Origin of the sequence: Rothia sp. HMSC071F11 (assembly GCF_001809115.1) — a bacterium.
Classification (GTDB): domain Bacteria; phylum Actinomycetota; class Actinomycetes; order Actinomycetales; family Micrococcaceae; genus Rothia; species Rothia dentocariosa.
Window position 1 is genome coordinate 1 of the sequence record NZ_KV795763.1, and the last position, 22315, is coordinate 22315.

The window sequence follows — 22315 nt, forward strand, 5'->3', positions numbered from 1 at the left end:
GTTCTCAAACAACACACCACACCAACAACACCACCACACACAAACACGCATGCAGAGATCATCATCAGCCGGTCATCACATGATAAATCACCGCAACCAACCCCACCCGGATCACAACCAGAAATGAAGTCCTCGCCGCGGCGACTCATACAACTATACACACCCACACCCACCACCGCAACCCAACGGGTGAGTGTTTTACACCACTAGCAAAACAAGCCGTCAAGCACGGTATGTATTCGGGCTCTGCCGCTGCAACCCCATTGCGTCGTAAATACACGAGCGCGTGTGGAACCTGAACATCAGGCTCCACACGCGCATCGGATAAGAGCATTAGTGAGACTCGGCGCGATGGCGCGATACATCATAAAGGGTAATACCCACTGCCATTGCGGCGTTAAGAGACTCCATAGCCGAATCAATAGGGATCGACACGATCTGATCGCAGGTCTCCGTCACCAAACGCGAAAGACCCTTACCCTCGGAACCAACCACCACGCACAGAGGCTCAGAAGCGAGCTGTAGATTCGGCAGGTCTATGTCTCCCCCACCATCCAAACCAATCACAAAAATACCCTGCTCTTTTGCCTGCTGCAGCACACGCGTCAGGTTCGTCGCCATCGCCACCGGAATACGGGCCGCCGCACCCGCGCTCGTCTTCCAGGCGCCCGCAGTCACCGCAGCAGAGCGACGCTCGGGAATGATGACCCCATCGCCACTAAAAGCCGAAACGCTGCGAATAATTGCACCCAAATTTCGAGGATCGGTAATACCATCCAAAGCCACGAAAAGCGGGGGTGACTTGAGTTTACCGGCATGCCAGCGCTCCATAACGTCCAGTACCAAATCGGTCGCATCCGGATACTGGTAAGGGGGAATCTGCATTGCGATCCCCTGATGCACGGCACCGTCCGTCAGACGATCCAGCTCGCTGCGGGGAATCTCCAGCATGGGCAGGTTTTTCTTATTCGCCATCGTCATAATGTCACGCACGCGGTCATCGACCTCAATACGGCTCATCACGTACAGGTGCTTCGCCGGGATATTGGTGCGAAGTGCCTCCAGAACCGCGTTGCGACCGGTAACAAGTTCATCGCTCACGCGCTTGCCGCCCAGACGAGTCTGGAACTTACGGTTCGTGCCGGTAGCCGCACGACGCTCCGCCGCGCGCTTCATCTTATACGCCTTGTGATAAACGCGGTCCTCAGCCTTCGGGGTGGGTCCTTTACCTTCCAGCGCACGACGACCGTGACCGCCGGTGCCCTTTGTCGCACCCTTTTTCTTTGCGGTAGCGCCGGGGCGCGAACCTGCCTTAGCCATATCTGTATCCTTTAGTTCAACGTCTGTCATGCCCGCTTCGGGGCGAGTTTTGGGGGATGTGTTATGCGTTAAGGCTCCATGTAGAGCCCTGCGCGCCATCCTTGACCGTAATACCTGCGGCGGCGAGAACATCGCGCATCCTATCGGCGGTCGCCCAATCCTTCTCGGCACGGGCACTCGCGCGCTGTTCCAAAATAGTGTGAATAAGCGCATCTAATGCCTGATGCTCCGCACCGGAAGCCCCCGAACCGTCAAGATTCATGAGCGAAATCAGCCCCAGCACATTCGCCATCGCCCACACCGCATTTGCAAATTCAGAGGCGTCCGTACCGGCGGCAAGCGCGGCGTTACCGGCGCGAGTCTGCTCGTGAAGCACCGCGAGCGCGCGCGGAATATTCATATCGTCATCGAGCGCATCCGCAAAGTCCTGTGGTACGCGACGATCCTGCGGATTCGGGGCCATAAGCTCCGAGGTAGCGGCGAGGAATGCCTCCACACGCTCGATAGCAACCCGTGCCTCTTCTAATGAAGTGGGGCGGTAATCCAGCACCGAACGATAATGTGCCGAACCCAAATAATAGCGCACTACCAGCGGGCGAGCCTGCTGCAGCATTTGCACGGGAGAAATGGTGTTGCCGATCGATTTCGACATTTTCTCGCCCTCGTAGGTGACCATACCGTTGTGCATCCAGAAGTTAGCGAAATCATCGCCCGCAGCCGTGGACTGCGCCAGTTCATTCTCGTGATGCGGAAAACGCAGATCCAGCCCGCCGCCGTGAATATCGAACCGCTTCCCCAGATATTTACCTGCCATCGCAGAGCATTCCAGATGCCAGCCGGGACGACCGCGGCCCCACGGCGAATCCCACGCAGCGGTCAGTGGTTCGCCTTCCTTATACCCCTTCCACAAGGCAAAATCGCGGGGATCACGCTTGCCGCGCGGGTCCGCGTCGGCGGAATCCTGCATATCGTCTACACTCTGGCGGGTGAGCGCGCCATACTGTTCCCAAGAACGCACATCGAAGTAGACATCCCCAGAATCGTCAAGCGCTGGGTATGCGTGCCCGCGGTCGATAAGACGCTGAATAAGCTCAAACATCTCAGGAATGTGACCGGTCGCGCGCGGCTCATAGGTTGGCGGGTCAATACCCAACGTCGCATATGCGCGCGCAAAAACTTTCTCGTACCGGTATGCGAGCGCCCACCACTGCTCGTTGGGGTGTTCCCCAGTATAGGTGGGCTGTGCAGATTCAACGGACTTCGCCAAAATTTTATCGTCAATATCCGTAACATTGCGCACGGTGGTGACTTTGAACCCGCAGTAGCGCATCCACCGCGCAAGCTGGTCGAAAACCAGGGCGGAACGGATATGCCCCACATGCGGTTCGCCCTGCACGGTGGCACCGCAGTAGTAGATGCGTGCCTCACCGGGGACTACCGGTTCAAAATCGCGGATGCTTGATGTTGCTGAATCATAAAAACGCATAGTCACAGTACTAGTTTACGGGGTATAGCACCCAGGCGGTGGGTACCGCCGGGTTCTCTTTAATAATCTTCCGTCAGGGGAACTACTCCACCGAGTAAAGGAGTGCGGTGGCAACGGCTGCAACGCCTTCGCCGCGTCCGGTCAGGCCCAAACCGTCGGTCGTGGTCGCGGTAACGGTCACCGAAGCCCCAGCCGCTTCACTCAGAACGCGACTGGCTTCTGCGCGGCGCGGCGAAAATTTGGGGCGGTTACCGATCAGCTGCACGCTGATGTTGCCGATCTCGAAACCTGCCGCTCGCACGATTGCCGCCGCCTCCGAGAGAATACGCACTCCGGATGCGCCCGCCATATCTGGACGATCCACCCCGAAGTTACTGCCCAAGTCTCCGGTACCGGATGCGGCAAAGAGCGCATCGGCGGCCGCGTGCGCAACGACATCGCCGTCGGAATGCCCGCTGAGCCCGCGTTCGCCCGGCCAGTACAGGCCCGCGATCCACAGCTCGGTGTTTTCCTCGCCAAAGGCATGCACGTCTACGCCGGTTCCTACTCGAGGTATGAGGGGGGTCTGAGGGGTGGGGCTGTTCTGTGCGCTGGTTATATCTGTCATGAAGGTGCCTTTCATCGCGGTTGTGTGCTTAGTTTCAGGAGCGGGCGGATTCCGGCGCAGTCGGGTAGAGTGCGCGCGCTATGCGCAAATCGAGCGGGGTCGTGATCTTGAAAGCATCGGTATGCCCAGTCACCGTATGTACCTGTTCTCCGTATGCCTCGACCGCCATTGCATCATCAGTAATGTGCTCGGCGACTGAAGCCTCAAGCGTGCGGCTGTGCTCATGCGCGGCACGCAGAGTGTCGATCCTGAAGCCTTGCGGGGTTTGTACGGCACGCATAAGCGCACGGGAGGGCGTGCCGGTGACGGTGCCATGCGCATCCACGGTTTTAATGGTGTCGATCACGGGAACAACGGGGATAACGGCCCGATGACCGGCAGTCAGCGCTTGGGCGACCGTGCAGAAAACCTGGGGAGGCGTAAACGCGCGGGCGCAATCGTGAATAAGCACCCGCTCGATGGACGGGTTTTCGGCGGCGAGCGCATCCAGGGCGGCGATGACCGATGCGGTGCGGGTGTTGCCGCCTTCCGTAACGAGAGCATCAAATTCGGCAGCATCGGCCAGTAATTGCGGGCATCGGTGCGCACAGTCAGTCGGAACCGTTACAACGATACGTTCCGCAATACCCGAGGCACGCGCGCGCTCAAGCGCCCAGTACAGCAGGGTTTTTCCGTGTACATCGACGGCGGCTTTGGGCATCTTTTCTTTGAGGCGGGTGCCGGAACCCGCGCCGAGCACGACGATGGCGGTGCGAGCTGTCGGGGAAGCATTCGTGGCTAGAGCCTCTGGATAGTTTTCAGTCACATCTAAGAGGGTACCCGATAGTGTGCTTCTGAGGTTTTGAGATGTTTGCGCAGGTTTATGACGCTGAGCGAGACTCGCAAAGTTCCACGGTGATTTCCCGAAGACGGCATAAAACCGGCGTCATGTGCAGGTCTCATACTGACGATTTGTCATCACATTGCTAAACTAGAGTGCGAGAGTCAAATCTTGTGTCGCTTCTGTGCGCTCGAAGGACTGCGCGTGCAAGGCGGCTTTATATGCACGCACACAGAGTCGCAGGGCTCACCAGAATCTAGGAGGACGCGCCGTGAAGTTCGCCGTTTCCCACTCTCTTAAGCGCACCGGTGCGGGTGTGGCTATTGCAGCCGCGCTCATATCAGCAACTGGCTGCGGTTATATCTATACCCAGCCGACAACCCTGCAGTATGCTGCATCCGATGGGGTTAAGGCCGATCTTAACGGCGTTGAGCTTCGCAATATCATGATGGTTTCATCCGGCAAAGGTGCGGATGGTCGTCTGCTCGGCACTATCCTGAATAAGAGCGACCACGATATTACCGTTACCTTCGCGTTCCCCAGCGGCGAGAAATCCGTCAAGGTTGCCAAGGGCCAGCAGGTACGTTTAGAAAGCAACGATTCTCAGGTGATCGTGCCGAAGATTTCGCAGACTCCCGGTGAGACCCTGGCGAATACTCAGGTTTCTTCGAACGATCAGTCCACAAACCTGAATATTCCGATCTTAGACGGAACTCTCAAGGAGTACGCTTCCTATATGCCGAATGCGGCGAGCTCGCGTGCATCCTCGCAGTCTTCTCACGCGACAACTCCCAGTGCCAGCACGCCTGCGAAAACCCCAACGCCGAGCGCATCGGCAACTGCCGTTCCCACGAATACGGCGACCGCTGTGCCTACGGCTCCTGAACCGGCAGAGACTCCTTCATACGACGAATCTGAGGAAGTCCCCGCCCCGGCTCCTACGGCGAGCGTGCCCGTCTACGAGAACGTGCAGTAGCTCTGGTGAGGGTTTCACCCTCTCAAGGTACAGAAAAAGGCTCTTTATATGACATAAAGAGCCTTTTTCTGTATGGAGATGGGCGAGTCTCTACGCCTCAAATTTATAGCCCAGCCCGCGCACCGTAATCACATAGCGAGGTGAGGATGCCTTCGGCTCGATCTTAGAGCGCAGGCGTTTAATGTGCACATCTAATGTCTTCGTATCGCCCACATAATCCGCGCCCCAGACCCGCTCAATCAGCTGGGCGCGCGTCATCACGCGACCGGTGTTGCGAAGCAAAATCTCTAAAAGTTCAAACTCTTTCAGGGGCATGGAAACTTCCTCACCGTCCACGGTGACGACGTGACGCTCCACATCCATACGCACCGGACCAGCCGCCAAAGCTTTCTGATCCTGCTCATCGCCGTGATCGGGGCTCTGCCTCCGCAGCACCGCCCGGATGCGTGCCATCAGTTCCCGCGAAGAGTACGGCTTGGTCACATAGTCATCAGCCCCAAGTTCGAGCCCGAGCACCTTGTCAATCTCAGAATCCTTAGCGGTCAGCATGATGATCGGAACCGAGGAGGATGCGCGAATTTTCTTGCACACCTCCATGCCGGACATTCCGGGAAGCATCACGTCAAGGAGCACTAGATCTGGGTCTTCTCTCTCAAAGGTAGGCACCGCATCCAGACCGTTATCGACTACAACGGGCGTGAAACCTTCGCGCCCAAGCAGGAAGGACAGCGGGTCATAGAGCGCCTCTTCATCCTCAACAAGCAGAATTTTCGTCATCGTTACCTCTGTTTTAAGTCCTGTAGCTAGTGTAGCTCAGCTCACGAGTTATCGGCAGATCCAGGATTTCAGGGGTCGAATGATCTGCCTCGGCAAGCGGCAGACTCAGCGTAAATGTGGAGCCCTCCCCCAGGGTCGAATCCACGGTGACCATACCACCGTGCTGCGCCATCACGTGCTTGACGATGCTCAGACCCAGACCGGTACCGCCGGTTTGCCGCGAGCGGGCAGGGTCTACGCGATAAAAACGCTCAAAAATACGTTTCTGGTCTTCCTCAGAGATTCCGGCGCCCTGATCTGTCACCGAAATCAGCAGGTTCTCGTGCGAGGTTTCGACCGTGACATCAACGCGGGTATCTTCGGGAGAATACCGCACCGCGTTCTCAATGAGGTTATGCACCGCGATCCCAAGCAGTTCGGGATCTGCGTAAACCTCACGGTCGGCGTGGGCATCCGTGTGGATGATAATGTTCTTGGCTTCGGCGGCGAGCTTGGAACGGTCCACCGCCTCCGCCACCAAGCTGTTGATAGACACCAATTTTCCGCTGCCGATCACATCGGCGGACTGCAGACGGGAAAGTTCGATAATATCGCGGACCAGCGCGGTCAGACGCTTTGTTTCTTTGTGCAGACGACTCGTGAAGTAGTCGATAGATTCCGGGTCATCGCGGGCTTCTTCAATGGCTTCTGCGAGCAGGCTAATTGCCCCTACCGGAGTTTTCAGCTCATGCGAAACGTTCGCCACGAAGTCGTTGCGTACCCGTTGCACACGCGAGATTTCGGTGCGGTCATCGGCGAGTACAAGAATATATTCGTTTCCCACAGGAGCCACGCGCAAGTCGATCACCAAGGATTCGTCCTCGCCCCGGGCGATCTCAAGTTCTTTTTCCACGAAAATACCGCGGTGCCGCACGGTACGGATCATCTCGGCAAGCTCAATAGACAGCACGGTGTGCCCGCGCACCAGCCCCATGGCGTAGGCGCCCGGCGAAGCCTGCACGACGCCTCCGACCTCGTCTACCACCACATAGGCACGCCCAATAACCGCAAGCACCTGCGCCGCTCCGTCGCTCAAGGCGGGTTCGGCGACGGTCGTGCGATGTCGTTCACGCTCGAACCGCCTCAGAATACCCATGCTCAAAAGACCCAGAGCCAGTCCGAGAACGCCGGAGGAAAAAGCGATAAGACCTGCGTTCAACGGGCGATTCCTTCCTAAAAGTGCTTATCTGATGTGCGGTGTGCATTGTATCTGAAGCGAAAACCTGACCGCCGCAGTGCCGAGGTGCTCTGAAAACGGTGAGAACCCACCGCCCCGGTCAGTTCAACACTACCGGAACGATGGGTTCTCTTACCATGCGCGTTAAATAATTACTTACCCTGGTTTGCAACAGCCGCGATAGCATCCTTCGCAGCTTCAGGGTCAAGGTACTCGCCCGGCTTGAGAGGCTTAAAGTTCTCGTCCAGCTCGTAGTACAGCGGAATGCCGGTCGGAATGTTCAACCCAGCGATATCCTCATCGGAGATGTTCTCCAAATGCTTCACAAGCGAGCGCAGGGAGTTACCGTGCGCCGCGACCAGCACAGTCTTACCGTCGGCAAGGTCGGGCTTAATATCGGATTCCCAGTACGGAAGCATACGACCGAGAACGTCCTTGAGGCACTCGGTGCGGGGTGCGTTCTCAACATCCGCGTAGCGGGGATCGTTTGCCTGCGAGTAGGGGTCGCTATCGTCCAGCGGCGGAGGTGGCACATCGTAGGAACGACGCCAAGTCATGAACTTCTCGTCACCGTATTCTTCACGGATCTCAGACTTGTTCTTACCCTGCAGAGCGCCGTAGTGACGTTCGTTCAGACGCCAGGTACGCTTGACCGGAATCCAGAGGCGGTCGGCCGCATCCAGGGCAATATTTGCGGTGTTGATAGCGCGGCGCTGCAATGAGGTGTGCACAATATCGGGAAGGATGCCGCGTTCTTTCAGTAGTTCGCCGCCGCGCTGAGCCTCAGCACGACCCTTATCAGTCAGATTAACATCGACCCAGCCGGTGAACAGGTTCTTCTCGTTCCACTCCGACTGGCCGTGACGCAGGAGTACTAATTTGTATGTCATAGCTTCTATTTTTTCATGCGGGCGGCGGTTTGTCATGCTTATGCCAGCAACACCACACCGCCATCTTGCCCTACATCTCGCGGCAGAAGACGAATCGGCACGCGGCACACCCCTGCATAGATGCGCCACGCGCCGAAAAGGTCAAAGTCACCCTATACTCGGGCGAAAGATACGGGCTGCACGCCTTGACGAGCGCCTAGTAGCGGCGGTTACCGCCCACGGCAGGCCAGACTCCTGCCAGGAAAACACTCGAAATGGTAGCGGCGACCAGCTGGAAAAGCACCACGCTGCTCGTAGCGCTAGGATTGTAAGTGAAGCTCAAGGCGCTCCAAACCCCCAGCAGACCAACCGCGGCGGAACCGCCGGTCATAGCCATCCAGAAATTCTTGGAGCGTTTGCCGTTGAACGTGTACATATTCGCGGGTGCCATGACGGACCGCACAAAGGCGAGAATGCAAATCCACGCCACCACGAGGGCAAGTAACCCGTCAATAATCAGGGTGGCATAAAACAAAAGCTGAGGAGCAGTCATATTTTCCTTACTGGATGACCTGCTCGATGGCGGTCACCAAATCCTGGTAGAGATCATCGACATTCTCAATGCCGACCGATAGACGCAGCAGCGACGGCGGAATGGAGTCGGGTTCGCTCCCATGCCGACGACGGCGTTCAATCAGGGATTCTACACCACCCAGGCTCGTTGCAGGAGTCCACACGCGCAAAGCCTCTACCACACGCTGCGTTTGTTCATCGCTGGCACGCAAGACCACGCATAGCACCGCACCGAACCCGCCGTGCATCTGCTTCTTGGCCAACTCATGCCCATTACTGCCGGGCAAACCGGGGTACCGTACCTCTTCTACCGCCGGATGCTCACTCAAGCGCTCAGCCAGCCTCTGCGCGTTGTGCACCGAACGCTCTACGCGAAGCGCCAGGGTTCGCAGACCGCGTAAGCCGAGCCACGCCTCCACGGGTCCGGGAATAGCCCCGTTGGTGATGCGATGGTGCAGCATTGCCTGATATAGATCCTCGTTCGAGGTGACCGTAACGCCCAGAAGCACATCCGAATGCCCCGCTAAGAACTTGGTCGCAGAGTGAACCACCACGTCAGCACCGAAGGAGAGAGGCTTCTGCAAAATTGGGGTGGCGAAGGTGTTATCGACCGCAGTCACCACACCCAAACGTTTTGCCGCCGCGCAAATAGCGGGCAGGTCGGCGACCTCAAGCATGGGGTTCGTGGGGCTCTCCAGCCAGGCGAGTACCTTCGGGGCCGCATAATCCACGGTTTCCGGGGTGACACCGGTGCGGGCAACAGCATCTTCGAAGGCTGCAATCACCGAAGCGGTATCTTCCAGATCAATGCGCACGACCTCGGCAATACCGCGTTTCTGCAAATCCTTGCTCATAGTAATAGAGGCCATGTAGGCATGTTTAGGAATGAGAATAACCGACCCGACCGGTACCAAATCCAGAATCGAGGCAATCGCTGCCATGCCCGAAGGGAATAAGAGACCGTGTGTGCCACCTTCCAACCCGGCGACGACCTCTTCCATAGCCTCCCAGGTGGGGTTGGCGAACCGCGCATACACTTTATCGGAGACGGTATCAACGGTACCGGCTCCACGGTAGGTTGAGGACAAAATAATCGGCGGGTTCACCGGCGCATCATGCTCATGCGCGGGACGGCCACCGCTCACCACATAGGTCTCTGCTGACATCTTCTCTTCACTCATGCTTTTAAGAGTGGCACAGCGAAAGCTCACATGCACGCCGAACACCGCAGAAAGTCATGTTCTGGGTCGGCAACGCCGTGAAAACGTTCACCTTCCTTTATCGCATTCGGCAGGCACGGTACCCTTAGTAGGGTGAATGATTCCCTGCACTACACGCCACAGAGTACGCCCGCGCAGCCGGGTTCAGCGCCCGATCGCCGCGGGCTTTTTATCGTCTTCGAGGGCGGTGACGGTGCGGGCAAAACTACCCAGCTTGCCCGGCTTCAAGCCGCTCTAGAGGCTCAAGGCTACACCGTGATTGCTACCCGAGAACCGGGCGGAACACCCCTTGGCGAGTCTCTGCGGGAACTCGTTCTTAAACACGGTTCCAGCGAGGTCGATGCCCGTGCCGAAGCGCTGATTTTTGCTGCATCCCGCGCGGCGCATGCGGCGCAGAAGATTCGTCCCGCACTCGCTGCCGGGGCGGTAGTACTCAGCGACCGTTATCTCGATTCTTCCGCAGCCTACCAGGGTATTGGGCGTAATCTGGGCAAAGATACCATCACGGATTTAAGCCGCTGGGCAACCGAAGATCTGATACCGCACGCCACAATTCTGCTGGATGTTCCCCTCACCGATGAGTCCCAGCGCATGAGCGACCGCGGCACCGTAGACCGGATTGAGGCGGAAGGCGCTGATTTCAAAGCCCGCGTGCACACCGCTTTCGCTGATATTGCGCGGCAGAACGCCGACGGTGCGCACTATGTAGTGGATGGTTGTGGAAGCGTGGATGCGGTGCACGAACGGGTGCTTGAGGTTGTTCGCCCACTCCTGGAGTCCCGAGAGTTAGCCCGCGATAACGGCGATACGAACACGAATTTTACCTCCGGTGGTTTCGGGGAGGACGCCCGATGAGCCTATGGGATGAGCTGATTCTGCCCGCGGGCACGCTTGACCAGCTGCGCCGCGACGCATCCGCCGAACGTCCCACGCATGCCTGGCTTTTTACCGGGGCGGCGGGGGCACCGCATCGGCGAGCTGCCCTTATTTTTGCGGCGGCGCTGCTGTGTGAACAGCCCGATCCTGCCGATCGCGGATGCGGCACCTGCAAGGGCTGTGTGACCGTGCTGAACGGTTCGCACTCGGACTTTACGCATTTTCGCACCGAGGCGGTCAGCATTAGCATTGACGATGCCCGCGAGCTTGTGATGAAGGCGCAGGATAGGCCGTCGGTTGGGCGGTGGCGCGTGATCCTTATGGAAGACACCGAACGCATGCCCGAGCGCACCTCTAATGTGCTCTTGAAGGCTATCGAGGAACCGCCGCCGCACACGATTTGGCTGCTGACGGCTCCCTCCCCCACCGATGTGCTCGTGACGATTCGGTCACGCTGCCGCCCCGTGCAGCTTCCGGTTCCTGCTATCGCCGATGTTGCCGCCAAGCTCGCTGCCGACGGAGTTGAGGAAACGCTGGCACGCCACGCGGCAACACTCGCGCAGGGTGATGCCGAGGTCGCCGCCCGCCTAGCCCACGACCCCGCATCCCTGCAGCGGCGCGAAACTCTACCGCTTCTCATCATGAACATTCGTTCTATTTCTTCGGCGTATGCGGCAGCGGACAGGCTTATCACGCTCGCGGAACAGGACGCTGCCGAAGCCGCTGCGGCGCGCGACGAGAAGGAACGCGCCGAACTTTTGGCGATCCTGGGCATCACCGAAGGGGCGCGCATCTCCCCCAGCCTGCGCTCGCAGGTGCGGCGACTGGAGGACGAGCAGAAACGACGTGCGAAGCGCATCCAATCGGATACACTGCTGCGATCGATGACGGAGATTCAGACGGTGCTGCGCGATGTGCTCACCCTGCAGCTAAACTCCGGGTCTGCCCTGATGAATGAGCATGCCCGGGATGCGCTCGCCGAGTTCGCCGCACGCACGAGTGCCGCGCAGACCCTGGAACATGTGCAGGCGCTTGAGGTTGTGCTCGGCAGGCTGCGTACTAACGCGAATGCACGCCTGCTCATTGAGGGGTTTATGGGCAGGTTTGTGTTATAAGTTTTATGGAGAGAAAGGAAATTATTTATGGTAGCTGTAAATATTTACAGATTCATATTACCCTACAATGATTCAGAAATACTTGAAAGTAAAAATTGTGATAATTTGATAAATATTTTAAATCAAAACTATTTAGGTTATCTATATAGTAAAAAGGGGGAAACTAGAAATGCGGTGAGTGGCGAAGAAAATAAAGACGACGAGGAGCAGAATAAAAGCCACTCAGGATGCTCAGACACAAGCGGTAGTAACATTCCAGAAAATCTAGAAGAGTTAGAAAACTACTATTTAAATGAAAAAAAATGTTTTTATATTGAAGATTTTAAAGAAGATTTTAAAACCGCAACAATTTTGAGCGGTCAATATATACATCGCACACCTTTTTGGATCAATCTTGCCCACGAGGATATTTTCAAAGAATCAAGAGTATCCCCGTTCTGCATAATTTTTATTGAGCAAAAGATTGTTAAAGAAAATCAAAAAATAATCTGGGCTATATCTTACGGATGTGGATATCTCCTACTTGACACATCAAAAGCTACAAGGGATTTTGGCCGAGGGATTGCTCTATCTGAAGTTGACTATAAACATATAACAAAGCTCTCTACCGTGTCTCCTTCACGAAAAGGAAAAATGACAAATACTGCAATTTCATCCGGAGCAACACCCGAAGAATATTCAATTGATGAGATCGTCGATATACCAACGCGCATATCGGGAAATACGCTTAAGAATAACAAAACTGAAACCACTATACATGGGGGCATAAATTTATGCATCACTAAAGGCCTAAATTTCAAAAAAGATGAAAAAAAGATGAAGAAAAAATAGAAAATCTTAATGAACTTAAAAAATTATGCGAGGAATACGAGGAAAAATATCAAAACTATATGCAGGAAATTTCAAGCGGGGGAGGAAATATAAACTTAAAGAAGCTAGGATATTATGAATCTCTTACACTCGAAGAAGAAAAAAATTAAAAATAGCCTTATTTAAAGATATTTTGAAAAACGGTTTAACAGGAGAGAATTTCGATTTATACATATCTTATATGCCAGATTTCAATTCTGAGGATTTAAACATAGAATCTACTGTTATTCAATTTCCTGGAATAAAAGCTAAAGATCGCAAGAATAAAACTCCGAAGGATATAAATGTTAACTTTTTTCCTATATTATCTTCAGAAAATATTACCGAAATAACAAAGTTCTTAGAAGACAACCGTGATACTCTTCAAGGAATTCCTGATAATAAACTATATGATAGTTTTATTAAAAATATAAAAGTATCTTTTAAAGGAAACGACCATCCCGCTAAAAATATTTTCGACTATCTCAGCGGTTTTTATTATAATAAGGATAAAGATATATACTACTATATGGCCTGTGGTAGATTTTATAAAACTTCAGAAACATTCCAAAACAACGTAAATAATTTTATAGAAAACATATTTAAAAACCAAGACATAAATTATAATCATGAAAATGATACAAAGAAAATTAAAGATTTATTAGATAGCGCTGTCGGTAACTGCCCCCGCCACACTGTAAAGAACAAAGAATATACAGTTATTCATGAAGCTGATTTTAACCTTCAACTTGCTGACCTTATAAGGGATGATAATACCTCATTACCCAAGAAATGGTCGCACAATAGTTTATTATTAGATCTTGGTGGTAATAAGGATTATAACGGAGTTAAGCCTTTTGAAGAAACCAATGATGAAAACGGTGATTCTTCCAGCATAAAATTAAAAAATAATTATCCTATTGAACTATGTGATTTATATTTACATAAAGGGATTTATATACATGTAAAAAATAATTCAACGGATGCAGAAGGATTTAGTCATCTCTTAAACCAATCATATACATCAACAAAGTGGGTTTTAGATTCTCCTGATAAATCCTACCCTAAAATAAAAGATCTAATTGAAAATCTTCCTAAAAGAATAGATAATAAAATTAAAAAAATACAAAAAAGTGATAAAAATAATACAGATAAGGAGATTGATATAAAGACACAGGAAAAAGTTAAAAAAATTGTAGAGAAATTTCCTGAGATAGTTACGCATAAAAGCCTGAAACCACAAGAAATCGTTTTAGTACTCCTATATAGAGGTAATGAGGGTAATATTCCTCTATCTACTTTAAGTCAAATAGCTCTCTATCATCATATTCATAATCTTGAAAAACTCGGTGTTAAAGTAACCGTCTATTTCCAAAGAACGGATGAAAACCCCTAAAGAAAATTCTGGCTAGAGGTGTTTGGAAGCAACATAGAATGCTCATCCCAAACACCCCCAGTACCTTTACTCCTAGTTCCTAAACCCATGCACCGGCGAGGGTATCCTGCCGCAGCGAGCAATGAACGCCTCCGAAGATGGGGTATGCACCGGCATAATCGGGGCGCGCCCCAGCAACCCGCCGAACTCGACAGTATCGCCCACGCCCAGGCCGACGGCTGGAATCACGCGCACTGCGGTGGTCTTGTGGTTCATCACACCGATCGCAGCCTCATCGGCAATCATGGCGGCAAGCGTCGCGGCGGAGGTATCGCCCGGCACCGCAACCATATCCAGCCCAACCGAACAGATCGCGGTCATCGCCTCCAGCTTATCGAGCGTAATATGCCCGGCAGCAGCAGAATCGATCATGCCAGCATCCTCAGATATCGGAATGAACGAGCCGGAGAGCCCGCCCACATGCGAACAGGCCATGAGCCCGCCCTTCTTGACCGCATCGTTGAGCAGAGCAAGCGCCGCCACAGTACCGTGAGTCCCCACAGTTTCCAGGCCCATTTCTTCAAGAATATGCGCGACCGAATCGCCGATCTCAGCGGTAGGCGCCAGCGAAAGATCCACAATATTGAAGTACACACCCAGGCGTTCGGCGGCTAAATGACCGACCAGCTGACCCACGCGGGTAATCTTGAAAGCGGCGCGTTTGATAGCCTCGGCGCACGCATCAAAACGCTCGCCACGCACCTGCTGCAGGGCACGCTGCACCACACCGGGGCCGGAAACGCCCACCGAAATCGTGGTGTCTGCCTCCTGTACTCCGTGGAAAGCGCCCGCCATGAAGGGGTTGTCGCTCACGGCGTTGGCGAAGACCACAAGTTTGGCGCATCCGAAGCCGTTGGTATCTGCGGTGAGGTCAGCCGTTTCACGAATGATTTCGCCCATGCGTTTAACACCGCTCATATTAATACCGGCGCGGGACGAACCAATATTCACCGACGAACACACGACATCGGTCTCAGCGAGCGCAGCGGGAATAGAATCCATGAGCACGTTATCGGAAGGGGTAGCGCCCTTGTCGATCAGCGCGCTGAACCCGCCGATAAAGTTCACGCCCACGGCTTTTGCTGCGGCGTCGAGCGTGCGAGCATACTCAAGATATTCGCTTTCTCCGCTAGCTGCCGCGACCACGGAAATTGGGGTTACGGCAATGCGCTTATTCACGATCGGTATGCCCAGCTCAACTTCGATACCTTCACATACGCTTACCAGGTTTTTAGCGCGGGAGGTGATTTTGTCGTAGATTTTGCTGCGTGCCACATCGCCGTCAGAGTCGGCGCAGTCCAGGAGCGAGATACCCATGGTAACGGTGCGGATATCGAGTTTTTCTTCCTCGATCATGCGGATGGTTTCGAGTATTTGGTCGTTCATCATTGAGGTTATCCCGCGCCTTAGATGCTGTGCATCGCTTTGAAGATGGTTTCCGCTTGAATACGGATTTGCACCTTTTGGGCGTGTTCTACGGCTGTCATAGACTCCTGTAGGTCGATGAGATTCTGTTCGGTGTCGTCAAAGGAGCAGTGCATAATCATGGTGAAGTACTCGCCCATAATGGTTTGAGAAACGTCAAGCACATTCACGTGGCGTTCCGTGAGCTTGGTGGTGACGGCGGCGATAATGCCTTCGTGGTCGATTCCGGTTACGGTCAGAATAATTTTCACGGTGATTCCTTTACTCGTGTAAACCCGGTATTCGCACGTTTGCTGGCACGAATGCTTGTTTAGGAATTGTAACGCACGTATAGCTATGCAGACCCGTGCAACATGCTTGAGGCGGCGCTCACGTTCTCATGGGCACCGCCTCAGTTTTGTGGGCTAGTCCAGCCGTCCGTGCGTGTTAACGCCGTGCAGCAGGTCTTTTAGATGCAGTGCCAGCCGCGGTAAATCCCATGCGCGGTGCCTGCTGATGGTGGAGACAATATAGTCGCTGAGGTTCAGCCCCAGGCGTTCGGCGTTGCGTTCCAGCTTCTCACGGTCGGCCTGGGTGCCCCTGCGCTGTTCGGATGGCTCGCGCAGGTAGTCCACCAGTGCGGGAATTGCGCGGGCGCGTTTCGTGGCGGAGTATCCGGGCGCCTTGATTTTAACCATATAGCCCGTAGAGTCACGGATAACCCAGCCCTCAGCGTTGCTTGTACGTGCATCCTGGAGCAGGCGGGTGAAATCGGCGTCATCCTTGAGGGGAATTTCTTCGACGGTAGAGATGCGCACGGGGCCGTACTCCTCGGTTGGGCGTGGCTGTGCAAAGGCTTTCGGCGAGAGCCACAGATCTTCAAAGCGGGCCGGTTTCACCCTGAACTGCGCGGTGTTCGCGATCAGATCGAGCAGATAGAGTGTGACCTGTTTATAGGGCACGATGTGCGGGTCGCGGAACGGATCGACCACCTCAACGGTTAGTGATGAATCCATGCGGGTGAGCGCTTCGGTGAGCCGGGCGCGCTCTTCCTGGGTGAGGGCGGCGTGCAAGATGCTTTCGGCATGGCGGCTGTAGGCGGTTACCCCGCTCTTGCTATAGACGGCGAGCATACCGTCGAAAACCGTGATAATCGCTAGATATCCGTTTTCTTTGGCGCGTGCAAGGGCCGGGTAGGCGAGGCGTTTGCGAACTTGTGCCTCGCTCTCATGCCCGGGCTCGTCCATATTGAAGAATTTTTCGTACCCGCGCCCCACAATTTTGCCGGTTTCGGCGTGAATAAACAGCCCACGTGCTTTGGCGGTGGTCTTATCCCAGGCGCCTTTGTAGAAGGCTTTGCGCGTGAAATTGCACGCGAGCACTCCCGCAGGTTCGGTTGCGCGCACGTTCACGTTGGGGTTGGCGCGCATCTCCTCTAGCAGGCTATGCCCGTCGCTGAGTGGTTCTGTGGCACCGTTTGCAGCATTGTTCGAGGCACCCGCCGCTCTACTCCCCGAGGCGTAAGGATCGGGGACGAGGGAGCTCGATGGAATTTTCACGATTTCGCGCTTCCACACGGCTTTTTCGGGTGCACCGGATGCGCTATCCTCGCGGCTGAACACCACGGCGCTCAGCTCGCCGCCGGTAAATTCGACGCTGCTTTCTAACGGAATGAGATTACTGTATCCTTCCGAACCGAGTGCCGCCGGGCGGTGACCGTAAATTTGGGTGATACCAGCGGCCCGGCTTAGGTCGTTGAGCGTATCTTCGTAGCCTGCGTACTGGGTTTTACCCGCCCGCGCCTGCGAGTACGGATTAGAACCCAAATAGAACGTTTCATCTGCATACAGCCCCGTGAGGTACCCCTCCCCCACCCCTTCCAGCGTGCGATGGGAATCCGCAAAGAGCTGCGGCGCAACCCCGGCGTGGGTCACGAAATAACGCTCCTGCCCGAGAGTAAAGGGCATCATATTCACGGCGGTGTTGAGCATGGTGATCACCCGGCTGTTGTACACGCCGTGGGCGGCGAGCGCATCCAGAGTTTCGCGGGCATCACGGTAGCGGCGCACGCCCCTAATAGTGTGCATGATGGAGCGTTCATGGTTGCCCATCACGAGGTGCACATTGGGCAGGGTGCCAAGGGCGGGTTCAAGAATGTCAAAGACTTTTTCGGGGTTTTGCCCGCGATCGAAGAGGTCACCGGCGAATATCCAGCAGATGTTTTCATCGCTCAGCCCGGTTTCGGGTGAGAGAGTGTCGATGAGTTTTTCGAGTTCACCGCCCATGCCCTGAATATCGCCGACTACGACTACTTTATGGTAGTTATCGAGCGCACGCACCGGGGTGAAGAGCTCGGTAAAAACCTGGTTGGGGGCGATGTACCCGGCGACCACATCTCGGTAGTTCTTGAGGATGCTGCGCCAGTTCTCGCGCAGCTCACGGTGGTTGTTGTAGGCGGTCTCGATAACCTCTTCGGGTACGCGCTTGGTGTATTCGCGGGTTCTGTTGCGCGCATACAGCTCGTCGAGGGTGAGTTCGCCCTGAAAATCGACCAGGTATGCGGTGTAGCAGTATTTGCGCGCAAATTCGAGGAAGGTTTTCATGTTGCGCAGCAGCACGTTCATATTGTCGATAAATACGGTGTTGCCGTGCCGCATATTTTCTTCCACGCAGTCGTTCACCCGGCGGATAGCCTTCGATTCGGCGCTGGTGTTTTGTGATAGGGCTAATGCGGGTTGATTATCGAGCGTGTAGGTGATGTATCCGCATTTGCGGCGCTCGGCATCCCAAGAATGCGTCAGGTCTGCAAGTTCGGGATGCGCGGCGATCCAGGTGCTCTTACCGGCACCCGCCGCACCGGCTAAGAGGAAGATTTTACGTGCCATCGGTGCTGTCTTTCGTCGTCGGAGGTTGTGGTCGGGTAATTTATGTCAGGGTTTTGCCGGATATTCCATTCCGGCATCTCTGAAATATTTACATGTTACATCTGAAGGTGCACCGAGACACAAAAGAATATATCTAAAAATTATATTCTTAATATTTTAGTTCCATGAAGCTAAAACTCTTGTTCCAGCAGAGAAGGTAACCAATTTTTTACAGTATCCCACACGATATCGAGGTTTATATCAAAGTACCCATGAGCCAACCGGTTCCTCATATTTCGCATGCTGCGCCACGGAACCTCAGGAGTCGTACGAGTATAGTCTTCGTAATTATCCATGATTTTTGTTGCAGCTTCGCCGATAATAATAAGATTTAGGATAACTGCCTGTTGAGTCTTTTTATCTTTTAAAAACTCTTGATGAGTCATATTTTCCGTAAAAGAATATGCATCACCGGCTGCCTGTTGTATGTGCTCTATGTAATCAGAAAGACGATTTTTGCTCATCATTACACCGGCTGAGCCTCAGCAAGTACGCGTTCACGGAATTTATGGGGCAAATCTTGGGGAGTGAGAACTTCTACTCGGGTTCCAAGTGCCTGCACCAAATCTGCTTCCAGATCTCCGAGATCTAGAAGAGTAGCTCCAGGCAGAGCATCCACGAGGACATCAAGATCGCTCTCCTCATGATCGGTACCATGTAGAACAGAGCCAAAAACACGGGGATTTACTGTAGGATATTTTTTCACAATCTCGCGTATAGCACGCCGATGTGTTTCAAAAGCTAACGAAGGCCGCATAGCGCTACTCCTTTCTTAAGATACAAGTCTTATAGTAAATACTCACAAACTTGCTCTCAATATTCCCCACACAATAAACACGCTACACATACCGGGCGATATACAGTTCGCCCTCCCCCGTGATGGTGGCGGAGGTGGCATCCCCAGCGTGCAGGACCGACTCGGTGCCGCGCAGCGTTATGTTCTGCTCACCCGTAGAAATCGTGACCGAACCGTCCACCACCAGCGCGGCAGAAGTGCCTTCAAAGGTGTATTCAACTGGTTTGCCAGCGAGCACCCGTATATGCTGCACGCTCATGCGTTCATCCCACATGGCGTATTGTTCCACGCCCGATCCGTTCGCCGCCGGGCGCTGTACTACCGGCGCATCCTGACGCTCACCGAGCACCTTAATAAGTTCTTCCGCATCAATATGCTTTGGGGTAAGACCTGCGCGCAGCACATTATCCGAGGGATTCATGAGCTCAATCGCCGTACCAGAAACATATGCATGCACCTGACCATCCGGGGTAAAAGCAGAGTCCCCCGGCGCAAGGTTCATCAGGTTCATCACAAACGCGACGAGTAGCCCCTTATCACCCGGATACTTCTGCGCCACCAGGTTCACCAGGTCAGCGGCATCCGACACCGTTGCAGAGACACCGTCCTGTGTCATCAGCTTTTGCGCCGCAGTTACCAAACTCGCTATGGCGCGGTCAGCAGCATCCTGCGGAAGACGAATAATCTCGGTCAGCAATTGCTTCGGGCTTAGCTGCACACGAGAACTCAGCCAATCGGCGCCAAAAGCTTCAGCCAGCTCCCGCAGCTCACCTTGCGGACGCACGCCCGTCAGTACCTTCATGGGGGTTAAGGCAATTACGTTCTCAGGTTTAGAGTACCGGTCTTTATAGTTACGATGCGGCGCATCAGCCGGAATCCCGCGCGCCTGCTCATCCTCGAACCCGGCGAGGGCCTGCTGCGGTGTAGGGTGAACCTGAATCGACAGCGGAGCATCAATAGCCAAAATCTTAAACAGGAACGGGAACCAATCGCTCGCGCGGTCAGGGCGCAAAAAACGGTCCGGATGCGCCGCCACCAGCTCGTTCAACGGCGACACAGACCCATCAACTGTGGCCTCAGACGGAGCCGCAGGATGCGCCCCCACCCAAACCTCAGCCTCCGGCTTTTCTGTGGGTACGGGCACACCGCGCATGCGACCCAGAACTTCGTGCGAACCCCACGCATAATTCTGAATCTTATTCTTCAACGGAAAAATTTCGCCCATGTTGCCTTGGCCTTTCTAGGAACTTTTACACGCAACATCACCAAAACTACGGCATACGTGATATAAAACCCATAAAATTCAGGGAATTCTCTGGATACTCCCACCAATTATAGAGGTACATTTCAAAGATATACCCGCTAAAATAAACGAGTGACTACTATTAACCTCAAAGACTCATTTAAGGCGTACGACGTTCGCGGTATCGTCGGCGAAACTATTACCCACGAAACTGTGCGTGCAACCGGCGCCGCTTTTGTTGATGTGCTCGGTCTGGCTGGTCAGACCGTTTTGGTGGGCGGTGACATGCGCCCCTCCTCCCCCGAATTCATGGATGCATTCGCTGAAGGTGCCACCGCACGCGGCGCAAACGTCCAAAAAATCGGTCTCATTTCAACCGATGTGCTCTACTTTGCATGCGGTATTGAGAATGCGGCAGGCGTTACTTTCACCGCAAGCCACAACCCCGCCGAATACAATGGCATGAAAATGGCTAAGGCCGGGGCGGTTCCTGTATCCTCCGAAACCGGTCTTTTCGATATTCGTGATCTTGCCCAGAAGTACCTTGACGAAGGCTCTATTCCTACCGTTGAGAATCCCGGCGTCGTCACCGAAAAGGACGTTCTCAAAGCCTACGCCGAGTACTTGCGTAAGCTCGTAGACCTCTCCAATATTCGCCCCCTCAAGGTTGTTGTGGATGCAGGTAACGGCATGGGCGGTAAGACCACACCCGCCGTCTTGGGAGATGCTCTTCTGCCCGCGCTTCCACTTGAGATTGTGCCCCTTTACTTTGAGCTTGACGGCACCTTCCCGAACCACCCGGCTAACCCGCTTGAACCCGCCAACCTTGTTGATCTGCAGAAAGCGGTTGTTGAGCACGGCGCAGACATCGGCCTTGCCTTTGACGGCGATGCCGACCGTTGCTTCGTGATAGATGAGAAGGGTGACGCGGTCACCCCCTCCGCCATCACCGCGCTCGTGGCAGAACGTGAAATCGCGCGCGCTAAGGCGGAAGGCAATGAGCAGCCGGTTATTATCTATAACCTCATCACGTCCAAGGCCGTACCCGAGCTCGTCGAAAAGCTCGGTGGACGCGCCGTGAAAACCCGTGTGGGGCACTCCTTCATCAAGGCAGTCATGGCTGAAGAATCCGGTATTTTCGGCGGTGAGCACTCCGCGCACTACTATTTCAAGGACTTCTTCAACGCAGACACCGGCATGCTCGCCGCGATGCACGTGCTCGCGGCCCTCGGCGGCGGTAACCAGGCGCTCTCCGAGATCAGCGCCAGCTACTCCCCCTATGTCGCATCCGGTGAGATCAACTCCGAGATTGAGGACAAGGCAGCCGCTGTGGACCGTGTGCGCGCGCACTACACTGGCGCGCCTGTAGAGGTCGAAGACTCAGACGGTACCACCTTCACCAACACCGAAGAAGGCTGGTGGGCAAATCTGCGGCCTTCCAATACTGAGCCGTTCCTGCGTCTGAACCTTGAAGCACCGGATACTCCCACAATGGAGCGCGTGCGCGACGAGATTCTGGCTCTGGTGCGCCAGTAGTTCTTTGAACTCCTTATTTTGGGCGGATGCCGATTATTATCGGTATCCGCCCTTCTTCTAAGCATTATTGGTGCTGGGTTATACAATCGCATTACAGCCCTGGCACGAGCGCATTTGAGCCGCTTCGCCCCGGTAGGCGTGCCGGGCGTGAACGCCAGCGCGAGGGCTTTGTAGTTTTAACAGGGATATACCCACTGATATTTAGGTATAATGTTAGATAGCGGGCACCCCTAAACCGCGAAGCTAGGGGAACCCGCTGAAACGTCACACCGG

At 54.4% G+C, this 22315-nt stretch carries 21 protein-coding genes; 6 read left to right on the forward strand and 15 right to left on the reverse strand.

Annotation, left to right across the window (positions count from 1 at the left end; translation table 11 throughout):
- Window positions 1-333 precede the first annotated feature (333 nt).
- The 4 genes from rlmB to ispD form a co-directional block, all read right to left on the reverse strand.
- Window positions 334-1320: a 23S rRNA (guanosine(2251)-2'-O)-methyltransferase RlmB gene (gene rlmB, locus HMPREF2554_RS08140; RefSeq protein ID WP_048754585.1), complete on the reverse strand. Its 987-nt coding sequence runs from the start codon at window positions 1318-1320 to the stop codon at window positions 334-336.
- A gap of 61 nt (window positions 1321-1381) precedes the next feature.
- Window positions 1382-2812 (reverse strand): cysteine--tRNA ligase, encoded by a 1431-nt coding sequence (gene cysS / locus HMPREF2554_RS08145; protein WP_070554636.1) that lies wholly within the window; start codon window positions 2810-2812, stop codon window positions 1382-1384.
- A gap of 76 nt (window positions 2813-2888) precedes the next feature.
- Window positions 2889-3413 (reverse strand): 2-C-methyl-D-erythritol 2,4-cyclodiphosphate synthase, encoded by a 525-nt coding sequence (gene ispF / locus HMPREF2554_RS08150; protein ID WP_070554645.1) that lies wholly within the window; start codon window positions 3411-3413, stop codon window positions 2889-2891.
- A 34-nt stretch (window positions 3414-3447) separates the two neighbouring features.
- The gene (gene ispD / locus HMPREF2554_RS08155; RefSeq protein ID WP_083297454.1) at window positions 3448-4218 is read right to left on the reverse strand and encodes a 2-C-methyl-D-erythritol 4-phosphate cytidylyltransferase; all 771 of its coding nucleotides are present in this window, start codon (window positions 4216-4218) and stop codon (window positions 3448-3450) included.
- A 286-nt stretch (window positions 4219-4504) separates the two neighbouring features.
- On the opposite strand from ispD, the gene HMPREF2554_RS08160 reads away from it, so the two are divergent.
- A complete protein-coding gene (locus tag HMPREF2554_RS08160) occupies window positions 4505-5209 on the forward strand; it encodes a hypothetical protein (RefSeq protein ID WP_070554648.1) in 705 nt (234 codons plus the stop codon).
- Window positions 5210-5299: 90 nt separating this feature from the next.
- Here the strand turns inward: HMPREF2554_RS08160 and HMPREF2554_RS08165 are convergent, their stop codons facing one another.
- The 5 genes from HMPREF2554_RS08165 to HMPREF2554_RS08185 form a co-directional block, all read right to left on the reverse strand.
- Window positions 5300-5986 carry a response regulator transcription factor gene (locus HMPREF2554_RS08165; RefSeq protein WP_070554650.1) on the reverse strand — a complete coding sequence of 229 codons (687 nt, stop codon included), beginning with the start codon at window positions 5984-5986 and terminating at the stop codon, window positions 5300-5302.
- A gap of 13 nt (window positions 5987-5999) precedes the next feature.
- A complete protein-coding gene (locus HMPREF2554_RS08170) occupies window positions 6000-7184 on the reverse strand; it encodes a sensor histidine kinase (RefSeq protein ID WP_070554653.1) in 1185 nt (394 codons plus the stop codon).
- A 170-nt stretch (window positions 7185-7354) separates the two neighbouring features.
- On the reverse strand, window positions 7355-8092 hold the full coding sequence (locus HMPREF2554_RS08175; protein WP_004006587.1) for a phosphoglyceromutase: 738 nt from the start codon (window positions 8090-8092) through the stop codon (window positions 7355-7357).
- 196 nt (window positions 8093-8288) lie between these two features.
- Window positions 8289-8624 (reverse strand): DUF2516 family protein, encoded by a 336-nt coding sequence (locus tag HMPREF2554_RS08180; RefSeq protein ID WP_004006586.1) that lies wholly within the window; start codon window positions 8622-8624, stop codon window positions 8289-8291.
- A gap of 7 nt (window positions 8625-8631) precedes the next feature.
- The gene (locus HMPREF2554_RS08185) at window positions 8632-9825 is read right to left on the reverse strand and encodes a trans-sulfuration enzyme family protein (RefSeq protein ID WP_070554655.1); all 1194 of its coding nucleotides are present in this window, start codon (window positions 9823-9825) and stop codon (window positions 8632-8634) included.
- 132 nt (window positions 9826-9957) lie between these two features.
- Here HMPREF2554_RS08185 and tmk point away from each other — a divergent pair, with 132 nt between their 5' ends.
- The 4 genes from tmk to HMPREF2554_RS08205 all read left to right on the forward strand — a co-directional run bounded on the left by tmk (window position 9958) and on the right by HMPREF2554_RS08205 (window position 14100).
- Window positions 9958-10719: a dTMP kinase gene (gene tmk / locus HMPREF2554_RS08190; RefSeq protein WP_246826039.1), complete on the forward strand. Its 762-nt coding sequence runs from the start codon at window positions 9958-9960 to the stop codon at window positions 10717-10719.
- Window positions 10716-11855, forward strand: a complete 1140-nt coding sequence (locus HMPREF2554_RS08195; protein ID WP_070554657.1) for a DNA polymerase III subunit delta' — start codon at window positions 10716-10718, stop codon at window positions 11853-11855. The genes tmk and HMPREF2554_RS08195 overlap by 4 nt, the downstream gene beginning before the upstream one ends.
- A gap of 27 nt (window positions 11856-11882) precedes the next feature.
- The gene (locus HMPREF2554_RS08200) at window positions 11883-12686 is read left to right on the forward strand and encodes a DUF6119 family protein (protein ID WP_070554659.1); all 804 of its coding nucleotides are present in this window, start codon (window positions 11883-11885) and stop codon (window positions 12684-12686) included.
- Between the two features lie 172 nt (window positions 12687-12858).
- The gene (locus HMPREF2554_RS08205) at window positions 12859-14100 is read left to right on the forward strand and encodes a DUF6119 family protein (protein ID WP_141744378.1); all 1242 of its coding nucleotides are present in this window, start codon (window positions 12859-12861) and stop codon (window positions 14098-14100) included.
- Window positions 14101-14172: 72 nt separating this feature from the next.
- On the opposite strand, the gene HMPREF2554_RS08210 is transcribed toward HMPREF2554_RS08205, so the two are convergent.
- From HMPREF2554_RS08210 to manA, 6 genes are all read right to left on the reverse strand, one after another.
- A complete protein-coding gene (locus HMPREF2554_RS08210; RefSeq protein ID WP_013398474.1) occupies window positions 14173-15528 on the reverse strand; it encodes a PFL family protein in 1356 nt (451 codons plus the stop codon).
- 17 nt (window positions 15529-15545) lie between these two features.
- Complete coding sequence (locus HMPREF2554_RS08215) at window positions 15546-15815, reverse strand: ACT domain-containing protein (protein ID WP_004006581.1); 270 nt, start codon at window positions 15813-15815, stop codon at window positions 15546-15548.
- Window positions 15816-15968: 153 nt separating this feature from the next.
- Window positions 15969-18428, reverse strand: coding sequence for an RNA ligase (locus HMPREF2554_RS08220; RefSeq protein WP_070554663.1), 2460 nt, complete (start codon window positions 18426-18428; stop codon window positions 15969-15971).
- 170 nt (window positions 18429-18598) lie between these two features.
- Window positions 18599-18931, reverse strand: a complete 333-nt coding sequence (locus HMPREF2554_RS08225; protein WP_048753335.1) for a HepT-like ribonuclease domain-containing protein — start codon at window positions 18929-18931, stop codon at window positions 18599-18601.
- A 2-nt stretch (window positions 18932-18933) separates the two neighbouring features.
- The gene (locus tag HMPREF2554_RS08230) at window positions 18934-19224 is read right to left on the reverse strand and encodes a nucleotidyltransferase family protein (RefSeq protein ID WP_013398471.1); all 291 of its coding nucleotides are present in this window, start codon (window positions 19222-19224) and stop codon (window positions 18934-18936) included.
- 82 nt (window positions 19225-19306) lie between these two features.
- On the reverse strand, window positions 19307-20488 hold the full coding sequence (manA, locus tag HMPREF2554_RS08235) for a mannose-6-phosphate isomerase, class I (RefSeq protein WP_013398470.1): 1182 nt from the start codon (window positions 20486-20488) through the stop codon (window positions 19307-19309).
- Window positions 20489-20638: 150 nt separating this feature from the next.
- Here manA and HMPREF2554_RS08240 point away from each other — a divergent pair, with 150 nt between their 5' ends.
- Window positions 20639-22042, forward strand: coding sequence for a phosphomannomutase/phosphoglucomutase (locus HMPREF2554_RS08240; protein ID WP_013398469.1), 1404 nt, complete (start codon window positions 20639-20641; stop codon window positions 22040-22042).
- The last annotated feature ends 273 nt before the right edge of the window (window positions 22043-22315 follow it).

Coding starts and splice junctions, on each gene's coding strand:
- rlmB (WP_048754585.1), bottom strand. CDS start 1,320: ATGGCTAAGGCAGGTTCGCGCCCCGGCGCTACCGCAAAGAAAAAGGGT.
- ispF (WP_070554645.1), bottom strand. CDS start 3,413: ATGACAGATATAACCAGCGCACAGAACAGCCCCACCCCTCAGACCCCC.
- HMPREF2554_RS08165 (WP_070554650.1), bottom strand. CDS start 5,986: ATGACGAAAATTCTGCTTGTTGAGGATGAAGAGGCGCTCTATGACCCG.
- HMPREF2554_RS08175 (WP_004006587.1), bottom strand. CDS start 8,092: ATGACATACAAATTAGTACTCCTGCGTCACGGCCAGTCGGAGTGGAAC.
- HMPREF2554_RS08180 (WP_004006586.1), bottom strand. CDS start 8,624: ATGACTGCTCCTCAGCTTTTGTTTTATGCCACCCTGATTATTGACGGG.
- HMPREF2554_RS08185 (WP_070554655.1), bottom strand. CDS start 9,825: ATGAGTGAAGAGAAGATGTCAGCAGAGACCTATGTGGTGAGCGGTGGC.
- HMPREF2554_RS08195 (WP_070554657.1), top strand. CDS start 10,716: ATGAGCCTATGGGATGAGCTGATTCTGCCCGCGGGCACGCTTGACCAG.
- HMPREF2554_RS08200 (WP_070554659.1), top strand. CDS start 11,883: ATGGTAGCTGTAAATATTTACAGATTCATATTACCCTACAATGATTCA.
- HMPREF2554_RS08210 (WP_013398474.1), bottom strand. CDS start 15,528: ATGATGAACGACCAAATACTCGAAACCATCCGCATGATCGAGGAAGAA.
- HMPREF2554_RS08220 (WP_070554663.1), bottom strand. CDS start 18,428: ATGGCACGTAAAATCTTCCTCTTAGCCGGTGCGGCGGGTGCCGGTAAG.
- HMPREF2554_RS08225 (WP_048753335.1), bottom strand. CDS start 18,931: ATGAGCAAAAATCGTCTTTCTGATTACATAGAGCACATACAACAGGCA.
- HMPREF2554_RS08230 (WP_013398471.1), bottom strand. CDS start 19,224: ATGCGGCCTTCGTTAGCTTTTGAAACACATCGGCGTGCTATACGCGAG.
- manA (WP_013398470.1), bottom strand. CDS start 20,488: ATGGGCGAAATTTTTCCGTTGAAGAATAAGATTCAGAATTATGCGTGG.